This is a genomic window from Shewanella sp. SR43-8 (assembly GCF_014163775.1).
Lineage (GTDB): Bacteria > Pseudomonadota > Gammaproteobacteria > Enterobacterales > Shewanellaceae > Shewanella > Shewanella vesiculosa.
Genome location: NZ_JACJDX010000006.1, coordinates 206,813 through 224,118 on the forward strand (window position 1 = coordinate 206,813; position 17,306 = coordinate 224,118).

Sequence of the window (17,306 nt, forward strand, 5' to 3'; positions counted from 1 at the left end):
ATAGCACTGTCTCACAAACTACCGTTATTTTACTGATCCAAAAGCGTATTATTATATGGAAGTTAAATCTGATAAGTGTTTTTAAGCGGTTGTAATGGTTAACTCATATTTTTATGATTAAAAAATTGACTTTTTAATTCAGGAATAAAGCCAGTTTCAGTTAGCAATTGCAGGGTTGATTTTAGCTTGTGAAACTAACCAATTGAAACAGAATGATTAATTTAATATTTAACGCGAGAGTCTTGGGTGTAAACTCTTTTGGGAGCATTGCGGAGGCTTTATTTATCCATGGCCTTATTCCACATTTGCTTATAGGTATTACGGGTTCTTGAGCTTAGAGGGCGCCATAAATATTGCTCAGAGAAAAATGTCTCATCTCCGACTCTGGCATCTTTAACTAATTGTGGGTCGAGTAACTTAGCCGTAGCACCATTTACAATAATAGAACCATACATTTCTAATATGCGTTTTTGCACTGGTTCGCTGATCATAAAGTCGATTAGTAAATAGGCCGCATCTAGCTTTTCACCTTTAACATGCCTTCCTATAGCTAAAGTATCTAGCCACACAGTTTGGCCTTCCTTAGGGGTTGCTAGTTTCCAGTTTTGTCCGCTTTTATTGGCAGCTGCTACCCCAAACCAATATGTGGTGGCCAATTCTAGATCTTTCATGCGCTCTACATCAGCCATACCGTTCCAAAATGAGTCTGCATTTTGGACTAGGCTCGTCAGTTTAGCTTGCACTTTAGGCTTATCAAACTCTATGGCATCTATGTCGTAGAAAGATTCTGGTGGGTAACCTAAAACCAGTAGCGTGGTATAGATGTTGGCTTCAAATTGATCGCCTGTGATAGCAAATTTAGCTTTATTTTCCGGTTGCCACAATTCTTCCCAGGATTTTGGCTCATCTCGCTTTGCTGCATTGTAAGCCAGGCCATATGAGCCTCCAAGTAAAGGAACTGAATATTTTTTGCCTTTAAATTCATCGTATTGACTGTTTCTTAATGAATTTAGTACTTTGGGGTAATGACTCAGGCGACTAAAATCTATGGGTTGTAATACCAGAAGTAACCTGTTTTTATTCATCTTGTAGTAATTGTGTGTTGGGGTAGTCACATCTGCGGCTCTGGCTCGCAGTTTGTTGAAGATAAGTTCAGGATCTGTGATATAGGGATCCATAATATTTAGTTCAACTTCCATCCCCTTAGATTTAGCATAGACCACAAAATCTTCTTTAAATGGGCTGATATAGCCTTCCCATTCTAGTATGTTCAATGTCACGGCTAGGGTATTTGTCGACATCAATATACCGGTTAAAAACAGGTTGTTTACTCTTAAGTATTTACCTATTTTCACTATGTGTATCCTTATTTAGTCACGAGCTTTGATTTATCGAATCAGTAAAGCGGTGAGTTCATCTAACCATGCATCTCATGTGTTATAAGGATTGTTCATAACAAGGAGTTTAGCCAGTTTGGCATAGCGTTTTTATTTAATACTTTGTGTTAATAATCTCATAAACCAACCACGGCAAACTAAAATAAACCCGCTTCAGTTGGTTGATTGCCGATACAAGTAACAGGTTTTTATCTGGTGTTAACTTAATTAAGTCTAAAAAACATCAATATGATATTTTCAAATAACATCATATTTTTATTCAATTTCCCGCTTACAAAAAGTGAAGTTTTACAGACCAAACTGGCTAAATTTACAGACTTTTATTAGGTTTTTTATGTTTTACCCACCAATGTTGATTATTTCAGCCTGACTTAAGCCACAAATAATAAACTAGTCGATAACGTATTCAATGAGTTGTTTACTATGAAAAATAACAAATATTAAAAGAAGGAAGTCGTTGTTATATGAAAATCAATCTTATCGCGCTAGCCGTTGCAGGTACACTTTCAACCACCCTGTTTCTCACGGGATGCCAATCAGCATCAGAAGCGGACAACAAGCAACAATTACAGGTTAGTCCACTATCCGCAAATCCTTTATTTGTTGCTAGCACATTGCAATATCAAGCCCCCGATTTTAACATCATTAAAGATGAGCATTTTCAGCCAGCACTTGAGCAAGGTATTAAAGAGCATTATCAACAAGTACTGATGATTGCTAATAATAATGATAAAGCCACTTTTGCCAACACCATAGTTGCACTGGAAACTAGCGGTGAACTACTCAATAGAGCAGCGAATGTGTTTTATAATTTAGCGAGCACAGACAGTAACCCAACACTGCGAAAAATTCAGGGTGAAATGGCACCCAAAATGGCGGTTCACTCGGATAATATCCAACTCAACTCTGCATTGTTCTCTCGTATTGACTCACTTTATCAACAACGCCAGCAGTTAGGCTTGAGCGCCGAAGAGATCCGTCTGATTGAGGTTTATCATCAGCGCTTTATCATGGCTGGCGCTAAGCTAACCGACCAGCAAAAAGCCCAAATTAGATTACTCAATGAAGAGCAATCAACACTCACCAATGAATTTAGCCAACGCCTACTCAGGCTGACAAAAGAGATTGCAGTTGTTGTTGATTCTGAAGAAGAGCTTGCAGGATTATCTGTAAATGAGCTCCGAGCAGCGAAAGCAGATGCGAGTGCACAAGGTCTTGATGGTAAATATCTGCTAAGTATTACTAATACCACCCGCCAACCTGTATTAGCCAAGCTTGAAAATCGCGAATTGCGCCAACGTGTTTGGCAGGCTTCATCGACTCGCGGAATGAGTGGTGATAACGAAACCGCATCATTGGTGTCACGTTTAGCCCAGCTTCGTGCTGAGCGTGCAGCGCTATTAGGGTACGATAGCTGGGCAGATTATACTCTGGCACCGCAAATGGCTAAGACGCCAGAGGCGGTATATGAAATGTTTGGATCTATGGTGCCCGCTGTTGTCGCTAATACCGAAAAAGAAGCCGCTGATATTCAAATGATGATCAACAAGACTGGCGCTGATTTTACCCTAGCACCATGGGACTGGGCTTTCTACGCTGAAAAAGTACGTAAAGAGAAGTACGATCTCGACGCCGCTTCAATCAAGCCTTACTTCGAATTTAACCGTGTATTGGAAGATGGTGTTTTCTTTACCCTTGAAAAACTCTACGGCGTCACCTTCAAGCCACGTCTAGATTTACCGGTTTACCATAAAGATGTAAAAGCTTATGAAATGTTTGATGTCGATGGCAGTTCGATGGCCATCTTCTATGCCGATCACTTTGCCCGAGAAGGTAAGCGCGGCGGAGCATGGATGAGTGCATTTGTCACTCAATCGACATTACTTAACAGCAAACCTGTCGTTGTTAATGTCATGAATATCAAAAAGGCACCTGAAGGTCAGCCGACGTATGTTAGCTATGATGAAGTGACCACAATGTTCCATGAAATGGGCCATGGCACCCATGGAATGTTTTCAAAAGTCACTTATCCAAGTCTTTCTGGCACGGCTGTTACCCGCGACTTTGTTGAGTTCCCATCAACCTTCGAAGAAGATTGGGCCGCGCACCCTGAAGTACTGGCAAATTACGCTAAACACTATCAAACCGGCGAGATGATCCCCGATGAGCTACTCCAAAAGTTACTTAAGTCGCGCAGCTTTAATCAAGGTTTCGACACTCTTGAGTATATGGCGGCCGCACTGGTGGATTTAGAGTGGCATTCGTTGCCGGCAGATGCGCCGCTTCAAGATGTCCCGCAGTTTGAAGCTGCTGCGTTGAAAAAGCATGGCGTGGATATCGCTGCAGTGCCGCCACGTTATAAATCGACTTACTTTGCTCACGCATTCCCTGGTGGATACTCAGCAAGTTACTACGCCTACATGTGGAGTGAGATCTTAGCTGCTGATGCATTTGCTTATGTACAAACTCAAGGTGGATTAAACCGTGAGATTGGGATGAAATACCGCAAGACCATTCGTGAAGTGGGTAACAGTGTGCCACCGATGGAAGCTTATAAAGCCTTCCGTGGACAAGAGCCGACAACTGAGGCTCTCCTTAAACGACGCGGTTTGAACTAAACATTCACATTGCATCGACAAAAATGCCGCTAAATTTAGCGGCATTTTTAATTAAATCAATTAAATATTCTGTTTGTGTTTTGTACATCAAGCCTCAGTAAGACCTTTTTTTTTAATCAACTAATGCTGATTAAGTAACCTAAGCATAGTGTGTTAGTGTTGATCAAGATCAAGCATATTGTTGCTCTGTGAGTCTACACTCATTAATGTAGCTGTGTTTAAAGCAGTCCGACGCTCCGTTGCAAACGTGTTTTTGTTAGGGGATAACATGAATTTTAAAGACTATTACACGGTATTAGGCATAGATCCTCAAGCGGATGATAAGGCGGTAAAAGCCGCTTATAAAAAACTCGCGGTCAAGTATCATCCCGATGTGAGCAAGCATGATGATGCAGAGGCAAAATTCAAAGAAATTGGTGAAGCTTACGCGATATTACATAACGCTAAAAAGCGTGCTGAATACGATGAAGTGCGTCAGCATCATTTAAACCGAAGCCAAAATCAATATGCAAATCACGCAGCTGGCAGCCAAGATTGGGGCCAACAGCAAAGCGATCCTCAAACGGATCAAGAATTCTCTGATTTTTTCAATTCAATTTTTGGTGGCAGGCATACAGGCTTTGATCCTCACGGCCAATATCAAGGTCGACAGACTCAACCTGCAAAAGGCCAAGACATTGAAATGGAGTTCCCGATGTTTCTTGAAGAAACATTGGCCGACACGCTTAAGCCTGTCTCGTTTACTCTTCAACAACGCGATGCAGATGGTCATATTGTTGAACACCCCAAATCGTTAAAAGTTAACATTCCTGCCGGTGTAGCCAATGGTGAACGTATTCGTCTTAAAGGCCAAGGCGGACCGGGACAAACCAAAGCCGACAACGGTGATTTGTATTTGAAAATTCGTTTTGCGCCTCATCCTTTGTTTGATGTCGACGGGCGAGATTTAACTATTGTAGTGCCTGTCGCACCTTGGGAAGCCGTGCTGGGCACTAAGGTTAAATTACCAACATTAACAGGTCACATCCAATTAAGTATTCCTGCTAATAGTCAATCTGGACAGCGATTACGCATAAAAGGTAAAGGGTTACTGAATAAAAAACAGCAAGGCGATTTATTTGCGCTGCTGAAAATTGTGGTGCCGACGGTATCAGATGATACCAGCAAAAATTTATGGACTGAATTAGCCGAAAAAAATACATTCGACCCTCGTGCCAGTTGGAGTAAATAATCATGCTGCAGATTAATATAAGTGAACAAGATAGTTGGTTGAGCAGTGATGAATTGTGTGAATGCAGCGATATTAGCCTGGCACTACTACTGGAGCTTGTGGAGCATAGTATTGCCATTCCACAGCAGGGGGAGGTGATAGAGCAATGGCAATTTAGTGTCGAGAATTTACATCAAGTTAAAAAAGCCACTCGTATACAACGTGATTTTGCACTTGACTGGGGTGGCGTCGGTTTAATTTTACAATTACTCGATGAAAGAGACAGATTAGAACATGAAGTGTATACGCTAAAACAGCAACTTAACCGTTTTAAGGTATAGCCTTATGCCGCAGCCTTGGCAAGGTTAACGCGCTTTGTGCCTTTATTTGTAGATGCAAAATAAGCGCAGGCTATGTAATGCCCAACGCTTATTTTGAGTCTTTATAGATGCTTATTAAACCGTTTTGCCGCTAATAGTACCCCAAGACAGGTAAAGCTCAGTAGCCACAGTGCATCCTGGCTTAATGACATGACTTCCGCTTCTCTAAGCACAATGCCTCGTACCATACGAATAAAATGGGTTGCAGGTAAAGCTTCCGATACCCATTGTGCTCCAATCGGCATGGCTTCATAAGGAAACATAAATCCAGATAGTAAAATTGAGGGCATCAACACAAAAATGGTTAATTGCATGGCTTGAAGTTGAGTTTTCGCAATAGTACTTATCACTAAGCCTAGTGACAAACTGGCACAGATAAACAAGAAAGACGCCAGTAACAAAGAGTCTAATCCACCGCGGACCGGAACAGCAAAGATCCAGTGCCCAGCGCTAAGAATAATCGCGACTTGGATGAGCCCTACCAAAATGTACGGAATAATTTTACCCAGCATCAGTTCCAATGGCCGAACCGGAGTTGCAATTAAAAACTCCATATTTCCCAGTTCTTGCTCACGTACAATGGCCGCAGATGTAAACATAATCATTGTCATTGTTAGGATAACTGCCAGTAATCCAGGCACAATATTGACCACAGATCGCTGCTCAGGATTAAAGTATTCGACCACTTCAAATGTCGGCACACTCATGCTGGCTGAGCGGTTAGCCACTTCGTCCAACGGTAAATTCTTCAATGAGCGAATTGTTGCGGCTACCATAGTATCGGAACCGTCCAAAAGCCATTGACCTACCGGACGAGTGATTTGCGATGAACCTTGTTTGGCATCAAATGCAGGATGGATGAGTAAACGTTGAGGCAAATCAAGGGGTAAATAAAGTACGGCTTTGACTTCACCATTGGTAATCGCTTTCTCAGCTTGCTCGATAGAATAATATTGATATTGAAAATCCACTGCTTGAGTTGCGATTATCGTCTGAGTGACGGCTCGGCTATAGGTGGTTTGACTCATATCGATGATGCCTGCGGGCACATGGCGAATGTCGGTGTTAATGGCATACCCAAATAGCATTAACTGCAACAATGGGATCATCACTATCATGCCAAATGTCATCCGATCTCGAGACAGTTGCTTCATTTCTTTGACAACAATCGCTACTAATCTATCCCACATTGCGACCTCCGGTGCTGGTGACAAATACGTCTTCAAGACTCGGACGAACAATTTCAAGCTGATATTGCTGACAAATAGAACTCAGGAACTGCAGAGGCTCCGATATCGACTCATTCACCAGGACCCTTAAGCGCGTACCAGATTGAGACGCAGAAATAATTGCATCAACAGTCGACAGTTTCTGTTTTAACTCTCTTATATTATTGCCACTGACTTCGATAACCGTGGCTCCCATTGATTGCATTAAGTCACGCGGCGTGCCATTTGCTCGTCTGATACCATTTTCAAGAATGGCTAAGTGATGACAGCGCTCAGCTTCATCCATGTAGTGCGTCGATACCAAAATCGTTGTGCCACTGTTACTCAGATCAAATAAATGCTCCCAAAAATCACGTCGGTTTTGTGGATCAACGGCTGATGTTGGTTCGTCAAGAAACAGCAGTTCAGGGCGGTGCATCGTGGCACAGGCCAACGCCAAACGTTGTTTTTGTCCACCGCTCATGGTGCCTGCTAGCTGCTTTTGTTGCTGCTCGAGACCATATTGGCCCAGTAAGTCGGTTATGCGTTTTTTGTCTTTAACACTGTAGATAGCCGCCACGAAACGCATATTTTCCAATACCGTCAAATTGTCATATAAGGAAAATTTCTGCGTCATATAGCCGATTCGGCTTTTAAGTAATTCTTCATTTCCTTGCAACGGTAAACCTAAAATGGTGGCTTCGCCCGCAGTAGGCTTTAGTAACCCAGTTAACATTCTGATTAAGGTTGATTTACCACAGCCATTGGGGCCAAGAAAACCGTAAATGCTGCCTTTAGGCACCTGTAAATCGAGTTTATCTACCGCGATTAAATCGCCAAATTGACGGGTTAAGCCTTGTGTTTCGATCACATTTGCTAAGTCATTCATGGTAAACGAACCTCAACACCCAGACCATTAGGCAAGTTTGCATCAATAGGTAAGTCTATTTCGGTTAAATACATTAACCTTGCTCTATCTCGTTCATTTAGAGCAAAGTAAGGTGTAAACGCTGGGCTACTTCTGATATTGCGAACCGTCCCGGTTACTGGGTGTTCATAACCATCAACCCACACAGCTACAGTGTCACCGCGGTTAATTTTACCCAGAGCCGTTGCGGGCAAATATACTCGCGCGTAAAGTCGATCACTGGCTAGCAATGTCACTAATTGCACGTTCGCTGCGACTCGATCGCCAAGTTTCCAAGGTAAAACATCTACCACTCCAGCTTTAGGGGCTCGAATGCTTAATTCGGCTAGAGATTGCTGGGCATCGGCCAATGATGCTTGTGCCGCATCAGCTTGAGCTTGTGCTTGGACAACTTCTTCGCTGCGGGTACCATTTTTAAGCTCTAACCATTGCTGTTTTGCTTGGGTTAATTGTGCAGCTGTTTGATCTTTTATTGCTTTGGCTGAATCAAAATCGGCTTTGGCGACAATTTTTTTAAACCAAAGGTCTTTCATGCGCACATAGTTTCGGTCTGCTTCTTGGGCTTGAGCTTGTACGGCAAGCATTGCTGCATTAGCGGCGGCAAGTTGCTCTAACCGAGTCCCGGTTTGTAATTGCTTAAGTTTTGCTTGGGCTTGAGTCAGCGTCGCTTGTCGTTGGTTAATAAGCCATTGCGCGTGCCGAGGATCAAGTTGAAGTAACAAGTCTCCTGCGTTGACTTGTTGTCCTTCTTTTACCTGTATCGAGCTAATCTGCTCTGTAACCGGCGCTGAAAGCATGATCCGATCCCGTTCAATTAAACCCATTGCGCGGTTACCTTCTTCAGCGGTACAGCCCGCGAAGAGCAAAATAATCGGCAAGTAAATTAGATGAGGTTTCATTTTTGGACTCCTGGTCCTGAAGATTCTAGAGGTGGAACTTGAAACAGTCCTTGATTCATCACCAGCATATTGTGGGCAATCAGTTGGTCTAACATAGACTCGCTCAGGGGGAGATTCATTTGTTTGAGTAACACTTTGGGAGCGATTAATGGAAAGACCATTAAGCTAATAAAGCTTAAGCGGACCCATTTGGGATCGAGCTGTGGGTTGATTTTTTGTTGGTCGGATAATTCTTTAATCCAGTCGCCTGCATAACCGAGCATTTCATGAATAACATTCGATACTATGATGAATGCCTCATCACTGGCCTGTTGATTTAATGATTGGAAAATTAGCCGAGGCAGGGCGGGGACATGTTCCATTATGCGATAATAAGCGCGCATTAATGCTTCAGGTGAGTTCTGTTGTTTTTTTAAATCATGCTTGAATACACTGGCCACAGGAGCAATGGTTTCTCTCACCATGGTTTCAAACAAACCAGCTTTAGAATCAAAGTAATAACGGATCATTGCTGCATCTACGCCAGCACGCCGAGCGAGTTCGCGAATAGACACACGATCGTAGCTGTTATGAAGAAAGCATCCTTTTGCCGCCTCTATCAGTGCCGCGCGAGTTTGTGTCTCCCCTTTGGGTCTTCCCGGTTTATCAGCCATATCAAACTCCGTTAATTCATCTATTGATGAATAATAACAAATACTGACTAAGAGAATAGGATATTAATTCCCCAATATAGGATCTCGTGCGGAATTATATTAATAAGCCGTATTTTGGTAAGACCAATAATTATCGCGCAGCAAGCTCAATAATTCATTTTATCAACTAAGCTATAATATGGTTTAAGTAATTATATTAGCGTAAAAAAATGGCCTGAATAATAATGAATATGATTAAAAGCTAACTCTCTAATGGCGCAAGAAATGAATATATTTTTCGCGTATCTTGCTGTGTGTAAAAATTAATCTTGTTGAGTTTTTAGCAGGAAAAAATCTAATAATAGTCTACTGAGGCTAAATCAACTCTTATATCCTCATAAGATCAACTATTACAATATTGAATAAAGATAATTTATAGGGAAATATATTTAATATACAGCAGTTTATTTATAATTATTTTTGATTCAGTTGATTGTTTTTAAAGAGGATTATTTTTGTAAATATGCTTGATTTCTAAATAATCCTGAAATGATGAGCTTATTTTGTTAAAATCCCCACCAAGAACTGAATTGAGTGTCAAATTTACAGGGCTGGCGGCTCTAACAGAGGATTTATGAAGATAAATAAGGACAAATACAGTATAGATAATACCGATTATACTGTGGGGCAGGATAATATCCAAAAATGGGGCTTTGATATTCATAATTCCGTTTTTGGTATTAGTGCAGGTCTAATAGCGACCTTTTTAATTGCAATTTTAATTATTGATCCGGCAACATCAAAAGAATTTTTGGACGGTTTGAAATGGCAGATTATAGACGCTTTTGACAGTCTATTTATGTGGTCTGCGAATTTTTTCGTGCTCTTCTGTATCGGATTAATTTTATCTCCTTACGGTAAAATTCGTTTAGGTGGCGATGATGCTAAAGCGGACTATTCTAGGCTTTCTTGGATAGCAATGCTCTTTGCTGCTGGTATGGGGATTGGTTTGATGTTTTGGGGGGTTGCTGAGCCCTTAGCGTATTACACTGGTTGGTATGAAACGCCACTGAATGTGGTTGCTAATACACCTGAAGCGGCAGAGCTTGCTCTTGGTGCAACTATGTTCCATTGGGGATTACACCCATGGTCAATTTATGGCGTTGTTGCTTTGTCTATGGCTTTCTTTGCTTATAACAAAGGTTTGCCACTTTCAATACGCTCTGCTTTTTATCCTATCTTGGGTGACCGTACTTGGGGTTGGCCTGGACACATTATTGATATCTTAGCGGTATTAGCCACATTATTTGGTCTTGCAACGTCATTAGGTTTAGGTGCTCAACAAGCCGCTGGCGGATTCCAACATGTTTTTGGTATCGAAGCTGACTTAACCTTACAAATCACGATTATTGTGGTTGTCACATTACTTGCCGTTATTTCTGTGGTACGTGGTCTTGAAGGCGGTGTTAAAGTGATCAGTAACATCAATATGTTACTTGCGGTTGCTTTACTTGTGTTTGTTGCACTTGTTACTTTTGCCGTTTCCATGGGGACGATTCCGACCACGGTAATGGGCTATGTTAAAAATATTATTCCATTGAGCAATCCTATCGGTCGTGAAGATGAAGCTTGGATGCATGGTTGGACTGTGTTTTATTGGGCTTGGTGGATTTCTTGGTCTCCGTTTGTGGGTATGTTTATTGCTCGTATTTCACGCGGCAGAACCGTTCGTGAATTTCTGGCCACTGTATTGATTGTTCCAACTGTAGTAACCATTTTATGGATGTCTGTATTTGGTGGTATCGCTATCGATCAAGTGATCAATAATGTCGGTACATTGGGCAGCAAAGGGCTAACCGAAGTGCCATTAGCTATGTTCCAAATGTTTGATTCGTTGCCATTAGGTAATCTGTTATCAATGCTGGCGGTACTTTTAGTGTTGGTGTTCTTTATTACCTCTTCTGATTCAGGTTCACTTGTTATCGACAGTATTACAGCTGGTGGCAAAATAGATGCTCCGATCCCACAGCGTATTTTCTGGGCTGTCATCGAAGGTGCTATCGCTGCGGTATTATTGTGGGTTGGTGGTACTGAAGCGATTGAAGCATTGCAGGCCGGCGCGATATCAACAGGATTACCGTTTACCATTATTCTGTTAATCATGTGTGTCAGCTTACTGTTAGGCATGCGCACCGAGAAACATAATAAAGGCTAGTCTTAATCTGTAACAAAAAGCCGATGATTAATTCATCGGCTTTTTTTATGGGTAATGGTTATCGGTGAGACTATAGCCACAATTTTCGAATTTCAGTATCAGAGCTAAAATGATAGTTAATTTGTGCCTGTAGTAACTCGGCAGTGGCAATTGCGTCGGTTAGGGCATCATGAGGTGCATAAGCGGGTAAGTTGTAACGCTCTCGAGTATTAGCCAGTCGAATTGACACCTTGTGTTTGGGTTTAAAAAAACTCAATATTCCCTGAGATTTAGCCCGTTGTAAATTAGCTTCAATTTGCATGGTATCAATCACTGGGAAGACAATGCCTTCATTAATCAACAGTCGTAAAGCGTGATCCAGAAAGTCACGTTCAATATGGCGATAATGTACCACGACCACTTTACCTGCCAGTTCATCTAAAAGCTGTTCTAAAATAAGCAACAGATCAGGTGCTCCTTGTAAATCGGAGTGGGTAATACCATGGATAATAATCGAGTTTTCTTGGAGTTTATCTTGTGGATTGAGATACCATTTTTTGGCTTTACGGCAAAAAATTCGCCGTAAATTAAACGGCACTAGACCAATACTAATAATACTATTTTGCTGCGAATCTAGGCCAGTAGTTTCAAAATCAAGCGCGACAAATTCAATGTCGCTCAATGGAGTTTCATTGCAGTAGGTACCCGCTTGATAAAAATCATGTAAGCGTCGATCTTTACTGTTTTTTGCTTTTAATTTAAGCAACGCTGCCCAGTTTAAAATTTCGTTATCGCTAAAATTGGTCATGAGTTAGCCTTAAAGTTTGTTGGCTGTATAACGATATTTTAAAAAGTTTTGCGCATTACTTAACACTAAAAAAGCATCTTTAAGGTTGCGTCGCTCAAAATCAGACATACTTTCCGGTTCAATATTATTATCAGGTTCAATACCAGATTCGATATCTGACGACTGATGGCGCAAGCGAACCAGAGAGATAAGCTCCATGGCATGTTGTAAATCCTCACCTTTTGAGGTGGGTAGAATACCCGCTTCGATAATATCTTCTAAGCGTTCAAATGAGTTTTGTGATTGCGAACCGATGGCTAAGGCATGTACTCGAATTAAATCCGCCAATGGTGCAGTACCACGACGTTTTAAATTAATCGAGTTATTGTGGCGACCATCTTTTTCCATTACAAAATCTTTAAAAAATCCCAGCGGAGGTTTACGGTTAAGAGCATTGTGTGCCAAGCAGGCTAAGAAGCGGTTGTTTTTCTTTGCTTTTCTAAGAATAAATGCATTTAACTGTTCAGCCCATTTGATGCGGCCATAGACACCGGTAAGGTCAAAGAAAATTGAGCAATTTAATAACGCTTGTGGATTAGGATTGTCTATCCAGTCACCGAAACATTCTTCCCACTGCGCACGTGTTTTGCGGTTCTCTGGGTTGCTGGCCATAATATCACCGGTGCAATAGCTGTAGCCGCAGGCGGCTAAACCATCACAGACAAAGTTTGCTAGCTGTTCAAAGTAGGCACCATGCAAGGCGACTTGATAACTATTGTCGAGAATAATGGCATTGTCTTGGTCGGTGACCATCAGCTGCTCATCACGGGCCATCGACCCCAGTGCTAAAAAGCAGTAGGGCACTGGTGGCGGGCCAAATTTTTCTTCCGCCAGTTCTAACAAACGCTGTTTAAAGTTACGGCCAATTTCTGACATTGCCCGACCAACCATGTGGGAGTTGGCATCTTCATTAACCATACGCACAAAACAATTTTTCAGCTGTGCAGAAAGAAACACTAAATCTTCGCTACTTTTTTGCTGAAAAATACTGCTGACAAATAACAAACTATTTTGTGATTCGTAACGGATAATATCCGCAACTTCGATCAGTCCAATGGGTTTTTTATTCTTTAAAATAGGCAGATGGTGAATGTTATTACGCAACATAAGCAGCATGGCTTCAAAGATATATGCGTTATGATCCAGTGAAAACAACTGAGTCGTCATGACTTGTGAGATAGGATTGTCAACATTGATGCCTGCAGCAATTACATTTGCACACAAATCGTGCTCAGTAATAATGCCAACGAAACTGCTGTCTTGTTGATTTTCTATCGTCGGATCATTAATTAATACTGCAGAAATATTCTCGTCGGCCATAATTTTGGCCACTGCTTGGATTGTCGTATTACAGGGAAGCACCAGAGCCTCTCGGGTCAGTAAGGTTTTCACCTTAGATGTGGTCAGCGCATTGTCACTGGTTTTACCTTTTACAGCCTGTTTTAAACGCGTGGTATCTTCAACCTCTACAAAATCGGCGAAATCGTCGTAATGTTCGCACAAATCAGTAAATACTGACTCTGGAATACAATATAGCAGGGTATCTTTTACCGCTTTGGCTGGAAAACGAACTTTATTATTAGTCAGTAAACCCATTTGGCCAAATAATTGCCCTTGATCGAGGCGATTATACAATTCACCTTTACGGCGATATAGCTCAACCACTCCGCTGCGGATCATATACAGTTCGGTAATGTTATCGGTGAAATTAACTATCATGCTATCGGTACGGTAATAAGAAATTTCAACGCTTTTGGCAACTTCAATGATGACTTGTTCAGGAAGCTGATCAAAGGGAGCGTACTGGGCAATAAAGCTTTGAATTTCGAGTAGTTCGGCTGACATAAATAGGCCTGCTAATATGTGATGACTGAGCTTCGTTGATAGTATTTAAATGCAAATCTATCAACGCGAAAATAGTGGCGTCTATCGTTGTTGATGAATATTGAGTCTGCTTAGTGGTGATGTTATTGCAGATAATAAGTAAACAATAGGTAAAGACAAACGATAGTCAATTTGGAAGTCTCATTCTATCACTGCTGTGCTTGTGTTGTAACAAAAGCTGCTACCTGCTGTTTAGCAATACCGATATAGCTAACCGTACTGGGTTTGCTTGATTGTATTTTAAGCACCTTTGTGGTGATTGATGCCTAGGTTGCAGCTTGTTGAGTTAATATGATGGGACAAAAAGATCACTAAAATATAAGTTCTCTAAAATATGAGATCACTAAAAACATAAGATGAATCACGCGACTCTTATACTTACTGTGCCCGGGTTAACAGGCACTGTGTTATTGAGAGAGATATTTATAATCGCTTAAAACGGTATTTTCAATTGAGATACGCCGTCACAATAGACTCGTTCGCCTTTACTGTATACCGCCTCTATTGCCAATGTATGTGCATTAAGTAGATTAATATCGGCATCCAACCCAGCTGCGATACAGCCTTTAGCCTTAAGTTGCAAAATGCTCGCAGGGGACAGAGTTATCGACGTCAAAGCATCTTCAATTGACACGTCAAACTGTTTTACTGCGTCAACCATAGCTTGATGAAGGCTGCAGACTTGACCCACTTGTAAATCGATTAATTTACCTAAGTGATCAAATACCGGCAAACTCGCATTACCATCGGAGCTCATGGTGATTTGGTGCACAGGTACTCCCTGTTTTAACGCTAAGGCTAATGCTTGTGCGGCCGGTATTTCGCCTTGCTCAATAATTTGCGCTGTTGTACTGGTAGTAAAGTCGATATAACCCCCTTTGGTGGTAAATTCAATCCCAGCCTCAAACAAGGCGCGACTGCGATTAATATGGGTTGGATAGTACTGGGTGATGGGAATATCAAATTGTGCAATAACATCATAAAGCAAATCTAGGCGACTGTTTTCATCGCCTAAATGCACACTTACAATTCCTGCTTTTCCCGCTAACATGCCGGCCACTCTTGCTTCAGATGTTAACCTTGCCATTTCATGAGCGGTTAATTGAGAACTTCTGTGATCAGCAATGGCCACCTCTCCAACACCAATAAACTTCTCAATAAGCATGATATCGTGTTTCATGGATTGAGTGACTGTCACCATAGGATAATGGTAAGAACCTGTATAACAGTAAACCGATATGCCTTGCTCTTCTAAGGCATAGGCTTTGGCGAGTAAGTTCTCTAAACTTCGGGTTTGTGCATCTGTTCCCAGCACTCCAATTACAGTCGTCACGCCGCCTTTTATGGCTTCATTAATATGCATCTCCGGGGTGCGAGTGGTATAACCGCCTTCACCACCACCACCGGTAATATGCACGAGTGAATCAACAAAGCCTGGAGTTAAAATAAGTCCATCAGTTTGGATTACTTCAACAAATGAGCTGGCGATTAAGTTGATGTTGTCTTCAACGGCAATAATTTTATCACCAGCAATCAGCACATCTTTTTGACCAAGATATTGGGGTGCATAAACGTGAGCAGATTTAAATAATTTCATGAAATTCCTTAACTGAGATTAATGCTTACGGCAATCACGATGAATGAGATTGATATCACTGCCAGTAACAACATAAATCGCCATATAAATTTAGCCCACACAAACCAGTCTACTTTTGCAACACCTAGACAACCAATTAATGCAGCGGATGTGGGGATAATAATATTAGTGAGACCGTCACCGAGTTGAAAAGCTAATACTGCAATTTGCCTTGGTAAACCTAAAATATCTGATAACGGTGCCATAATGGGCATGGTTAACGCAGCTTGGCCTGACCCTGAAGCGATGAAGAAATTAAATACCGATTGAAATAAGTACATACAAACGGCGGAGATTGTTTTTGGCAAATCGCCTAAAAACAAGCCGGTATAGTAAAGCAGGGTGTTTAACACTGAGGGTGTATTGGCTTGATCGCCGCCTAATATAATGACAATGCCTTTTGCCATCCCGACAATCATTGCTGCTGGCAATAATTCCATTGCGCCTTTTTTAAATGCATCAGCAACAGCATTGACCTTAAGTCGGCCGCTAAAAATAGCAATAATGCCAACTAAGCAACCAAGAGTAAAAAACTGGCTTGCCAGTTCAGGAATATAGTATCCACGAGCGATAACCCCCCAAATAACCCAAACAATACCGAGTGCAAAGGTGGTTAAGATAAGGATATCGGTTAGAGTGATATTTGCTTTTAAGGTATTTTCAGCGCTGGAGTCAGTGTCGCTATGGATTGTTAGATGACCATCAAGATGATCATCTAATAAGCCACTATTGTGCTTTACCTGTTTGGCATACCGCATCGTAAACACCACACCAACAAGTGTGAAGATACACCACATGACGACTCTAAACTGCAAGCCAGACATTAAAGGTAAATCAGCGATACCTTGTGCTATGGCAACACTAAATGGGTTCATCCACGAGGCGGCAAAACCAATTTGTGTCGCGACATAAGTGACTAACACGGTCACAATACCGTTGTAACCAATCGCCCGCATTAATGGCAGCAAGACGATACAAAATGCTATGGCTTCTTCACCCATACCAAAAATAGCGCCACCAGCAGAAAATAACACAAATAAAATAGGGATAAAGGCTAATTCAAACTTTTGCGTTTTAGCGATGAGCGCTAAAATACCATTGTCTATGGCCTGTGTTTGCATGATGATGCCAAAGGCTCCCCCGGTAATAATGATAAACATCATTACGCCAATAGACGATCCCCACTTATTTCCAGAAACCATGCCTTCAAAGGCAAAATTGAGAAATCCAATTTCGCCATGTTCAGCAAATAAAGGCACACCTTTGTACTGGCTTGCAAATTGAAAACTCCCGGCAACTAATTCAGATTTGTTTGTGTGTGGATTGATCGTAACTTCAAAAAAACCGGCTGGTATAAAGTGAGTTGCGATTGCTGCAAACATCACAACAAAAAATAAAATGATAAATGCATCAGGCATTTCTCGAACAGTTTGTGGCTTCATATTGTTATACTTTTTCACCGAAAAGAGAGAA

At 41.5% G+C, this 17,306-nt stretch carries 13 protein-coding genes; 4 read left to right on the forward strand and 9 right to left on the reverse strand.

The genetic code is table 11. From position 1 onward, the window contains the following. Positions 1–278: 278 nt before the first annotated feature. Positions 279–1,355: a PotD/PotF family extracellular solute-binding protein gene (locus H5114_RS09675; protein WP_182722813.1), complete on the reverse strand. Its 1,077-nt coding sequence runs from the start codon at positions 1,353–1,355 to the stop codon at positions 279–281. Positions 1,356–1,861: 506 nt separating this feature from the next. Between H5114_RS09675 and H5114_RS09680 the strand changes: the two genes are divergently transcribed. The 3 genes from H5114_RS09680 (at position 1,862) to H5114_RS09690 (ending at position 5,566) form a co-directional block, all read left to right on the forward strand. Next, complete coding sequence (locus H5114_RS09680) at positions 1,862–4,015, forward strand: M3 family metallopeptidase (protein WP_124015964.1); 2,154 nt, start codon at positions 1,862–1,864, stop codon at positions 4,013–4,015. Positions 4,016–4,283: 268 nt separating this feature from the next. Further along, the gene (locus tag H5114_RS09685; protein ID WP_124015965.1) at positions 4,284–5,246 is read left to right on the forward strand and encodes a DnaJ C-terminal domain-containing protein; all 963 of its coding nucleotides are present in this window, start codon (positions 4,284–4,286) and stop codon (positions 5,244–5,246) included. Positions 5,247–5,248: 2 nt separating this feature from the next. After that, positions 5,249–5,566 (forward strand): chaperone modulator CbpM, encoded by a 318-nt coding sequence (locus H5114_RS09690; RefSeq protein WP_124015966.1) that lies wholly within the window; start codon positions 5,249–5,251, stop codon positions 5,564–5,566. Between the two features lie 101 nt (positions 5,567–5,667). On the opposite strand, the gene H5114_RS09695 is transcribed toward H5114_RS09690, so the two are convergent. Genes H5114_RS09695 through H5114_RS09710 form a run of 4 tightly spaced genes read right to left on the reverse strand, consistent with a single transcriptional unit; the run spans position 5,668 to position 9,293 of the window. Further along, on the reverse strand, positions 5,668–6,795 hold the full coding sequence (locus tag H5114_RS09695; protein WP_124015967.1) for an ABC transporter permease: 1,128 nt from the start codon (positions 6,793–6,795) through the stop codon (positions 5,668–5,670). Next, positions 6,785–7,702 carry an ABC transporter ATP-binding protein gene (locus tag H5114_RS09700; protein WP_124015968.1) on the reverse strand — a complete coding sequence of 306 codons (918 nt, stop codon included), beginning with the start codon at positions 7,700–7,702 and terminating at the stop codon, positions 6,785–6,787. The genes H5114_RS09695 and H5114_RS09700 overlap by 11 nt, the downstream gene beginning before the upstream one ends. After that, positions 7,699–8,640 (reverse strand): HlyD family secretion protein, encoded by a 942-nt coding sequence (locus tag H5114_RS09705; RefSeq protein ID WP_124015969.1) that lies wholly within the window; start codon positions 8,638–8,640, stop codon positions 7,699–7,701. The genes H5114_RS09700 and H5114_RS09705 overlap by 4 nt, the downstream gene beginning before the upstream one ends. Beyond that, entirely contained in the window at positions 8,637–9,293 is a 657-nt protein-coding gene (locus H5114_RS09710; RefSeq protein ID WP_124015970.1) for a TetR/AcrR family transcriptional regulator, read from the reverse strand. The genes H5114_RS09705 and H5114_RS09710 overlap by 4 nt, the downstream gene beginning before the upstream one ends. 613 nt (positions 9,294–9,906) lie before the next feature. Between H5114_RS09710 and H5114_RS09715 the strand changes: the two genes are divergently transcribed. Next, positions 9,907–11,487 (forward strand): BCCT family transporter, encoded by a 1,581-nt coding sequence (locus tag H5114_RS09715; protein ID WP_124015971.1) that lies wholly within the window; start codon positions 9,907–9,909, stop codon positions 11,485–11,487. A gap of 70 nt (positions 11,488–11,557) precedes the next feature. Here H5114_RS09715 and H5114_RS09720 read toward each other — a convergent pair whose 3' ends face one another. The 4 genes from H5114_RS09720 to yfcC all read right to left on the reverse strand — a co-directional run bounded on the left by H5114_RS09720 (position 11,558) and on the right by yfcC (position 17,275). Beyond that, entirely contained in the window at positions 11,558–12,274 is a 717-nt protein-coding gene (locus H5114_RS09720) for a 3'-5' exonuclease (protein WP_124015972.1), read from the reverse strand. A 9-nt stretch (positions 12,275–12,283) separates the two neighbouring features. Next, positions 12,284–14,158 carry a putative nucleotidyltransferase substrate binding domain-containing protein gene (locus H5114_RS09725; RefSeq protein WP_124015973.1) on the reverse strand — a complete coding sequence of 625 codons (1,875 nt, stop codon included), beginning with the start codon at positions 14,156–14,158 and terminating at the stop codon, positions 12,284–12,286. 472 nt (positions 14,159–14,630) lie between these two features. Further along, complete coding sequence (iadA, locus tag H5114_RS09730) at positions 14,631–15,794, reverse strand: beta-aspartyl-peptidase (RefSeq protein ID WP_124015974.1); 1,164 nt, start codon at positions 15,792–15,794, stop codon at positions 14,631–14,633. Between the two features lie 8 nt (positions 15,795–15,802). Further along, positions 15,803–17,275 (reverse strand): putative basic amino acid antiporter YfcC, encoded by a 1,473-nt coding sequence (gene yfcC, locus H5114_RS09735; RefSeq protein WP_124015975.1) that lies wholly within the window; start codon positions 17,273–17,275, stop codon positions 15,803–15,805. Positions 17,276–17,306: the final 31 nt, after the last annotated feature.